At 64.2% G+C, this 7,156-nt stretch carries 7 protein-coding genes; all 7 read right to left on the reverse strand.

The window, feature by feature from the left end; translation table 11 throughout:
* Positions 1 to 213: 213 nt before the first annotated feature.
* On the reverse strand, positions 214 to 2,211 hold the full coding sequence (locus ATY75_RS05730) for a heme lyase CcmF/NrfE family subunit (protein WP_088936777.1): 1,998 nt from the start codon (positions 2,209 to 2,211) through the stop codon (positions 214 to 216).
* A complete protein-coding gene (gene ccmE, locus ATY75_RS05735) occupies positions 2,208 to 2,675 on the reverse strand; it encodes a cytochrome c maturation protein CcmE (RefSeq protein WP_088936778.1) in 468 nt (155 codons plus the stop codon). The genes ATY75_RS05730 and ccmE overlap by 4 nt, the downstream gene beginning before the upstream one ends.
* Positions 2,672 to 3,823 (reverse strand): c-type cytochrome biogenesis protein CcmI, encoded by a 1,152-nt coding sequence (gene ccmI / locus ATY75_RS05740; RefSeq protein ID WP_088936779.1) that lies wholly within the window; start codon positions 3,821 to 3,823, stop codon positions 2,672 to 2,674. The genes ccmE and ccmI overlap by 4 nt, the downstream gene beginning before the upstream one ends.
* A 90-nt stretch (positions 3,824 to 3,913) precedes the next feature.
* Positions 3,914 to 4,339 (reverse strand): hypothetical protein, encoded by a 426-nt coding sequence (locus tag ATY75_RS05745; protein ID WP_064837733.1) that lies wholly within the window; start codon positions 4,337 to 4,339, stop codon positions 3,914 to 3,916.
* 118 nt (positions 4,340 to 4,457) lie between these two features.
* On the reverse strand, positions 4,458 to 5,861 hold the full coding sequence (locus tag ATY75_RS05750; protein ID WP_064837731.1) for a HAMP domain-containing sensor histidine kinase: 1,404 nt from the start codon (positions 5,859 to 5,861) through the stop codon (positions 4,458 to 4,460).
* Positions 5,851 to 6,522 (reverse strand): response regulator transcription factor, encoded by a 672-nt coding sequence (locus tag ATY75_RS05755; RefSeq protein ID WP_064837729.1) that lies wholly within the window; start codon positions 6,520 to 6,522, stop codon positions 5,851 to 5,853. Before ATY75_RS05755 ends, ATY75_RS05750 begins: the two co-directional genes overlap by 11 nt.
* A gap of 54 nt (positions 6,523 to 6,576) precedes the next feature.
* Positions 6,577 to 6,825: a hypothetical protein gene (locus tag ATY75_RS05760; protein ID WP_003587696.1), complete on the reverse strand. Its 249-nt coding sequence runs from the start codon at positions 6,823 to 6,825 to the stop codon at positions 6,577 to 6,579.
* Between the last annotated feature and the right edge of the window lie 331 nt (positions 6,826 to 7,156).

Raw genomic sequence — 7,156 nt, forward strand, 5'->3', positions numbered from 1 at the left:
ACTGCTGAATGCGCCGAACCTCTCCTCCCCTCATTCCTGTGTCCTCAGGGCTCCCGAGCGATGTCACAGGAATCCAGCCACGGCGCGTCTGCGCCGTGAATGAACCTTTTGGCGAATAAGAGTCTCCTGCGCCCAAGGACTTGGGCGCGCTGGATTCCTGTGACATCCCTCGGGTCAAGCCCGAGGACAGGAATGAGGGAGTCCGTGGGGGTATCATTCCGCCGGCTCCATGGCAGGCTCTGCCGGCTTTGCCGCCTTCGCCTTCCTCCGTGGCGCGCCGACGCGCAGGCGGCGGTCGGTGAGGGAGACGAGGCCGCCGAAGGCCATGACAAGCGCTCCGCCCCAGATGCAGAGGATGAACGGCTTCCACCAGATGCGCACGACGATGCCGCCATCCTTGGTGGCGTCACCCAATGAGACGTAGAGCTGGCTGAGGCCGAAGGTCAGGATGCCGGCCTCCGTCGTCGGCATCTGGCGGGCGGTGTAGAGGCGTTTGGCCGACCAGGTATCGGCGACTGCGACACCAGCGCGGCGAATGGTGAAGTGGCCGCGCTCCTCGGTGTAGTTCGGCCCGGTCGCCGGCTGTATGCCGTCGAAATGCAGGCTGTAGCCGCCGGCTTCAGTGGTCTCGCCGGGCTTCATCTCGATGACATGCTCGGTCTGGAAGGTCGTCACCGCGACGATGCCGAGCACGCTGATGCCGAGCCCGGCATGGGCGAGCGCGGTGCCGAAGGCCGACCGCGGCAGGCCGGTCAGGCGGCGCCAGGCGACGTTACCCTCAACCTTGCCGAGGCCGGCGCGATACCAGAGATCGGCGATGGCCCCGAGGATCAGGAAAAGCCCGGCCGCCAGCCCCAGCACGGACAGCACCGGCCCGCCATGCTGGAGATAGAAGAAGATCACGGCAGCAAGGAAGGCGAGACCGGCAACCAGATAGAGCCGCTGCAAAACGCCGAGCAAATCGCCGCGCTTCCAGGCCAGCAGCGGTCCGAAGGGCACGATGACGATCAGCGGCGCCATCAACAGGCCGAAGGTCAGGTTGAAGAAAGGCGGCCCGACGGAAATCTTGTCGCCGGTCAGCGTCTCCAGCAGCAGCGGATAGAGCGTGCCGGTCAGCACCGTGCCGCAGGCGACCGTCAGGATCAGATTGTTGACGACGAGCGCGCCCTCGCGCGAAATCGGGGCAAACAGCCCGCCGGCCGAAAGCTTCGGCGCCCGGAAGGCAAACAGCGACAGCGCCCCGCCGATGAAGATCAGCAGGATGCAGAGAATGAAGACGCCGCGGGAGGGATCGCTGGCGAAGGCATGCACCGAGGTCAGCACGCCGGAACGCACCAGGAAGGTGCCCATCAGCGACAGCGAGAAGGTGAGGATGGCCAGCAGCACCGTCCAGATCTTCAGCGCCTCGCGCTTTTCCATGACGAGGGCCGAATGCAGCAGCGCGGTGCCGGCGAGCCAGGGCATGAAGGAGGCGTTCTCAACCGGATCCCAGAACCACCAGCCGCCCCAGCCGAGTTCGTAATAGGCCCAGTAGGAGCCCATGGCGATGCCAAGCGTCAGGAAGGTCCAGGCGGCGAGCGTCCAGGGCCGCACCCAGCGGGCCCAGGCGGCGTCGATGCGGCCTTCGAGGAGTGCGGCGACCGCAAAGGAGAAGCAGACGGAGAAGCCGACATAACCGAGATAGAGCAGCGGCGGGTGGATCGCCAGACCGATATCCTGCAGGACCGGATTGAGGTCGCGGCCCTCGGCCGGCGCCGGATCGAGCCGCAGGAAGGGATTGGAGGTCAGCAGGATGAACAGGGTGAAGGCGACCGAAATCCAGGCCTGGACGGCCAGCACATTGGCCTTCAGCGTCTCCGGCAGGTTGCGCCCGAAGACGGCTACCAGGGCGCTGAACAGCGTCAGGATCAGCAGCCAGAGCATCATCGATCCCTCGTGATTGCCCCAGACGCCGGAATATTTGTAGATCAACGGCACCAGCGAATGCGAATTCTCCCAGACGTTCTCGACCGAGAAGTCGGAGACGACATGGGCATAGGTCAAGACGCCGAAGGAGAAGGCGACAAGCGCGAACATCGCCAGCGAACCGACGGTCGCCACATCCATCATCGCCCGGTCGTGGCGGCGGGCGCCGATGACCGGCACGATCGAAAGGATGAGCGCCGTTGCCAGCGCCAGCACCAGCGCGTAATGGCCGATCTCGATGATCATTGCGTCGCCTTCGCCTCCTCGCCTTGCCCCTCTTTCCACAGCCCCTGCTGCTTCAGCCTGTCGGCCACGTCTTTCGGCATATAGGTCTCGTCATGCTTGGCAAGCACGGTATCGGCGGTAAAGATGTTGGTCCCCGGCGCAAACATGCCTTCGGTGACGACCCCCTGCCCTTCGCGGAACAGATCGGGGAGAATGCCGGTATATTGGACCTTCACGGCATTGGCGCTGCCGTCGGTGACGGAAAATTCCACGGTCGAGCCGGCGCCGCGCACGACGCTGCCTTCGCCGACGAGGCCGCCGAGCCGGATGCGGGTTTCCGGCGCCACCGGCGTCTTGGCCAGATCGGCCGGCATGTAGAAATAGGCGACCGACTGGCTGAAGGCGAACATGACCAGCAATACCGCTGCAATGATGAAGCCCATGCCGCCTGATATCACCGCCAGGCGCTTCTGCTTGCGGGTCATTCAGACAATCCTTCCGTTGATATGCCGAGTTCCTTGGCCATCGCCAGCAATTGCCTGCCCTGTTCGCCGGGCGGCGGAAAGGCTGCAAGCCCGCGCTTCAGCGCAGCGGCGGCACGATCCTTGTCGTTCAAGACGGCGTAAGAGCGGACGAGCCGCACCCATCCCTCGAAATTGTTCGGTTCTGCGCTAAGCTTGGCATCGAGGCTTTCAACCATGCCGCGGATCATCTGCTGCCGGTCGCCGGCGCTCATGTTTTCGGCCGCCGCGACATCCTGCTGCGTGGGATTGCCGGGGGCAGCCTGATTGGCGCCCGGGGCAGCCGCACCGGCCGGCGCGCCGCCATTCATGGCGATATGCTCGTTGACCAGCGGCAGCCAGGGCGCATCGGCCGGCGATTGTTTCGCCAGCGCCTCGAAGGCCTTGCGCGCCTCATCGGACCGTCCCGCCTGCTCCATGCTGAGGGCGACGTAGAAGCGGGCGCGCGGATTGTCCGGTTCCAGCGTCAGCGACTGTTCCAGCACCTGACGCGTCTCCTCGGTCACCACACCGTCGGAGACGGCCATCAGCGTCTCGGCAAGGCCGTCGAGCCGGGCCGGGCTTGGGCCGAGCAGCCGGATGGCGTTGCGGTAGGCCAGTTGCGCATCGTTCACCCGCATGGTGCGGAGATAGATCGGCGCCAGCACGTCCCAGCCCTTACCGTCATCGGGGCTTTGCGCCAGGTGCCGTTCCGCCTTGGCGATCAGCACCGCCACATCGTTGCCGGGATTTTCCAGCCGCGCTTCCAGCGGCTGCGCGGGCAAGTCCGGCCGGCCCGTCGTCAAATAAAGACAGAGCCCGAGAAGCGGCAGCACGAGCAGCACGAAGGCCTCGGTGAAACGGTGATGCCGCGCGGGCTTCGGCGCCTCTTCCGACTCGCCGGCGGAAACGGCGATCAGCCGACGGCCGATTTCGGCCCTGGCATAATCGGCTTCTTCAGGCGTGATGAGCCCGCCATTGAGATCGCGGTCGAGTTCGCGCAGCTGGTCGCGATAGACCGCCGCCTCACCCGCACGGAGGTTTTCCGCCGCCTTCGCACCGCGCAGAAGGGGGTAGAGCAGGATGGCAGCGACGACTGCCGTCAGAACGGCAACGAGAATCCAGAACAGCATATCGGCCCAAATACGTGAAGCGGGCCGCCATTCCAACTGCCAAAGCCGGAATGACGAAGATTTGAGGCTATAAGCCGCAATTCACCTGATTTAGCCGAGCGGCGACCAGCTGCCATCCTCGTTGCGGCAGGCAGCGCCCCGCACCACGGTGTCCTTGCCGTCGACGGTCAGCGTATGGGTATATTGCCGGCAGTTCTGCGAGCCAACCTGATAGGGTGCGGCGGCAACCACCTTGCCGGTGACGTCGTTGCCGGTCCACAGCACCGGCTGGCCGACGGCCGCACCTTCCAGCGCCCGATATTCCGCCTCCAGCGCCCGCTGCTTGTCGCTATCGTTCAGCGTCACGCCGCTGCGGCCGGCAAGGCCGCCCTGCAGCGCGGTGAGGAAGGCGGCCGAGGCCGAGGGCTTGCTCGAAAAAATGCCGCGTGAAGCGGCACCTTTCGTCGTCGTGCAGCCGGAGAGCGCGACGGCGACGAGAAGAGCGGAAGCGATCATGCCTTGCGAGCGTAAAATCATTGCGTCGAACCACGATCAGGGGTCAAATTCAGCCGATCGAAGTGCAGCGTCCCCGTGTCAGCATTAAGGCAAAGCATGCTATACGCTTGCCAGTATCTTTGTGACATCAAGCAGTTGCTCATGCAACATCCTTTGTGATGCCCGGCAGGATAAGCTTCGCCTTGAGCCCGCCCCATTCGCCGCGGGAGAGTTCGAGCCGCCCCTGATACTCACCGGAAATCTCGGTGACGATCGACAGGCCAAGCCCGGTTCCGGGCTTGCTTTCGTCGAGCCTGCGGCCGCGCTTCAGCGCCTCGCGGATCTGGTCGGGCTCCAGGCCCGGCCCGTCATCCTCGACGGCGAGCTCCACCCAGTGGCGGCGCGCGCTCGCCTCAGCCCCCCTGACGTCGTCGCCGGCCTCGACGGCGGAAAGCCGGACCTTGCTCTTGGCAAAACGGGCCGCATTCTCCAGGAGGTTGCCGACCGTCTCCTCGAGATCCTGCTGCTCCATGGCAACGGCCAGATGCGGCGGCGAGACGACGAGATCGAATTCGGTATCGACGTTCAGCCGGCGCATGACGCGCACCAGCCGCTCCAGCGCCGGCTCGGCATCGGTGCGGGCGAGCACGGATTCGCGCTGCGCGGCGATGCGGGCCCGGTTCAGATAGGATTGTACCTGACCCTGCATCGATTCCGCCTGGCTGCGCACCAGTTCGCCATGGGATTTTTCGAGAACGCGCGCCTCATTGAGGAGAACGGCGATCGGCGTCTTCAGCGAATGGGCGAGATTGCCGACCTGCATGCGGGCCCGCTCGACGATGCGGCGGTTGCTGTCGATCAGCGCGTTGACCTCATTGGCGAGCGGCAGAATCTCCCGCGGGAAATCGCCTTTCAGCTGCTCGCTCTCGCCGGCGCGGATGCGCTCCAAGGCGGCCCGCGCCTTGTCGAGCGGCTTCAGGCCATAGAGAATCGCCAGCGCATTGACGATCAGGCTGCCGACGCCGAAGCCGGCGAGCGCCAGATAGAGGCTGTGGGAAAAGGTGCGCACGTCGTCCTCGACGACATCGACATTGCCGGTGACGCGGACACGCGCGGCGCGCCCATCGGTATCGAGCACCACTTCGGTTTCGGCCACCTGCACGCGGTTTCCGGAGGCATCCGTCACCTGGTAGTAGCGTTCGTAATTCTTGTCGAAGGGCGCCTCGACGACCGAAGGCACCGGAATGAGCGCCGAGCCGAGCGAGGGCGACACCAGCGGCGCCGTCGTATAGGTGCCGAGCGGCTCCACCACCCAATACCAGCCGGTCTTCGGCTGGGCAAAGCGCAGGTCGCCCAGCTGCGGGCTGCCGCTGAGCGCGCCCTGATCGCCTATGGTCACCGAGTTGATGACATTATAAAGCTGGGCCCGCAACAGATCCTGGAAACCACGCTCGGCGCTCTTGCGGTAAAGGGTGGAGATCAACAGGCCGATCACCACGAGCGCCACCGTCGACCAGACCGTGGTCAGCAGCAACACACGTGCTGTGAGCGACTTAATTCGCATGTTTCGGCGCTTGGATGCGGTAACCGAGACCGCGCACCGTTTCGATCAGATCGACGCCCATCTTCTTGCGCAAACGGCCGACAAAAACCTCGATCGTGTTGGAATCGCGATCAAAATCCTGGTCGTACATGTGCTCGACCAGCTCGGTGCGCGAGACGACCTCCCCCATGTGATGCATGAGATAGGCGAGCAGACGGTATTCGTGCGAGGTCAGCTTCAGCGTCGTGCCATTGACAGTCGCCTTGGAAGATTTCGTATCGAGCCGCACCGGCCCGCAGACGATCTCGGATGAGGAATGCCCGGCCGCACGCCGGATCAGCGCCCGAATGCGCGCCAGCACCTCCTCGACATGGAAGGGCTTGGTCACATAGTCGTCGGCGCCTGCGTCGATGCCGGCGACCTTGTCGCTCCAGCGGTCGCGCGCCGTCAAGATCAGCACCGGCACGCCGCGGCCGGCGCCTCGCCATTTTTCAAGAACGGAGACCCCGTCCAGCTCCGGCAGGCCGATATCGAGAATGATGGCATCATAGGGCTCGGTATCGCCGAGGAAATGGCCTTCCTCGCCGTCGAACGCCTGGTCGACGACATAACCCGCCTCCTTCAGCGTGTCGGCCAACTGCCGGTTCAGATTGACGTCGTCTTCGACTACCAGAATGCGCATCGGTCCGCCTTCGTCCGCTTCAAATCGGTTATGTCCTGAATAGACCGATTCCGCCTACATCGGAACCTTTACCGTCACCTTGCGTGGACGCTGGCCGTTGCCCGACACCAGAACGGTGATGATGCAGGTATCGCCCACCGGCTGCACGGACAGCAGCTGCCCGCCCGTCTGCTCGACAACCTGGGCCGCGGCGGCACTGCAATCGCCTGCCACGCTATGAACGAGGGTGCCCGCGCCATCCGGTGAGGGCGCCGATACCACCAGTCCGGCGGCCAATGCTGCGACGCTCAAAGGAAAGGCCATGTGCTATGCTTTCAAGGTAATGCCAACGTGCCCCGAATATGTACTCACGCGACCTGAATGGCAAATGAATGCGCTGTAATACAGGGCGTTTAGAACCATTCTCGACTGCTGGCGACAGCTGCTGCCGTGGCAGGTTCAGCGGCCTTCTCCGTGTTGGAAAAGTCTGCGGCGGTAGATGCGCAGGGGGGGGGCTGGGCGTGGATGCTCGGGTCAAGCCCCATATGCGCTAACTTAGCCTTGACGGTGATGGTTGCAGATGATTCACCGTGGCCATGAGCGATTCGTTACAAGCATTGGATTGGGAGGAGCTAGTCGAACGACTAGGCTCGGC

This window comes from Rhizobium sp. N122, assembly GCF_002211295.1.
In the GTDB taxonomy this organism is placed as follows: domain Bacteria; phylum Pseudomonadota; class Alphaproteobacteria; order Rhizobiales; family Rhizobiaceae; genus Rhizobium.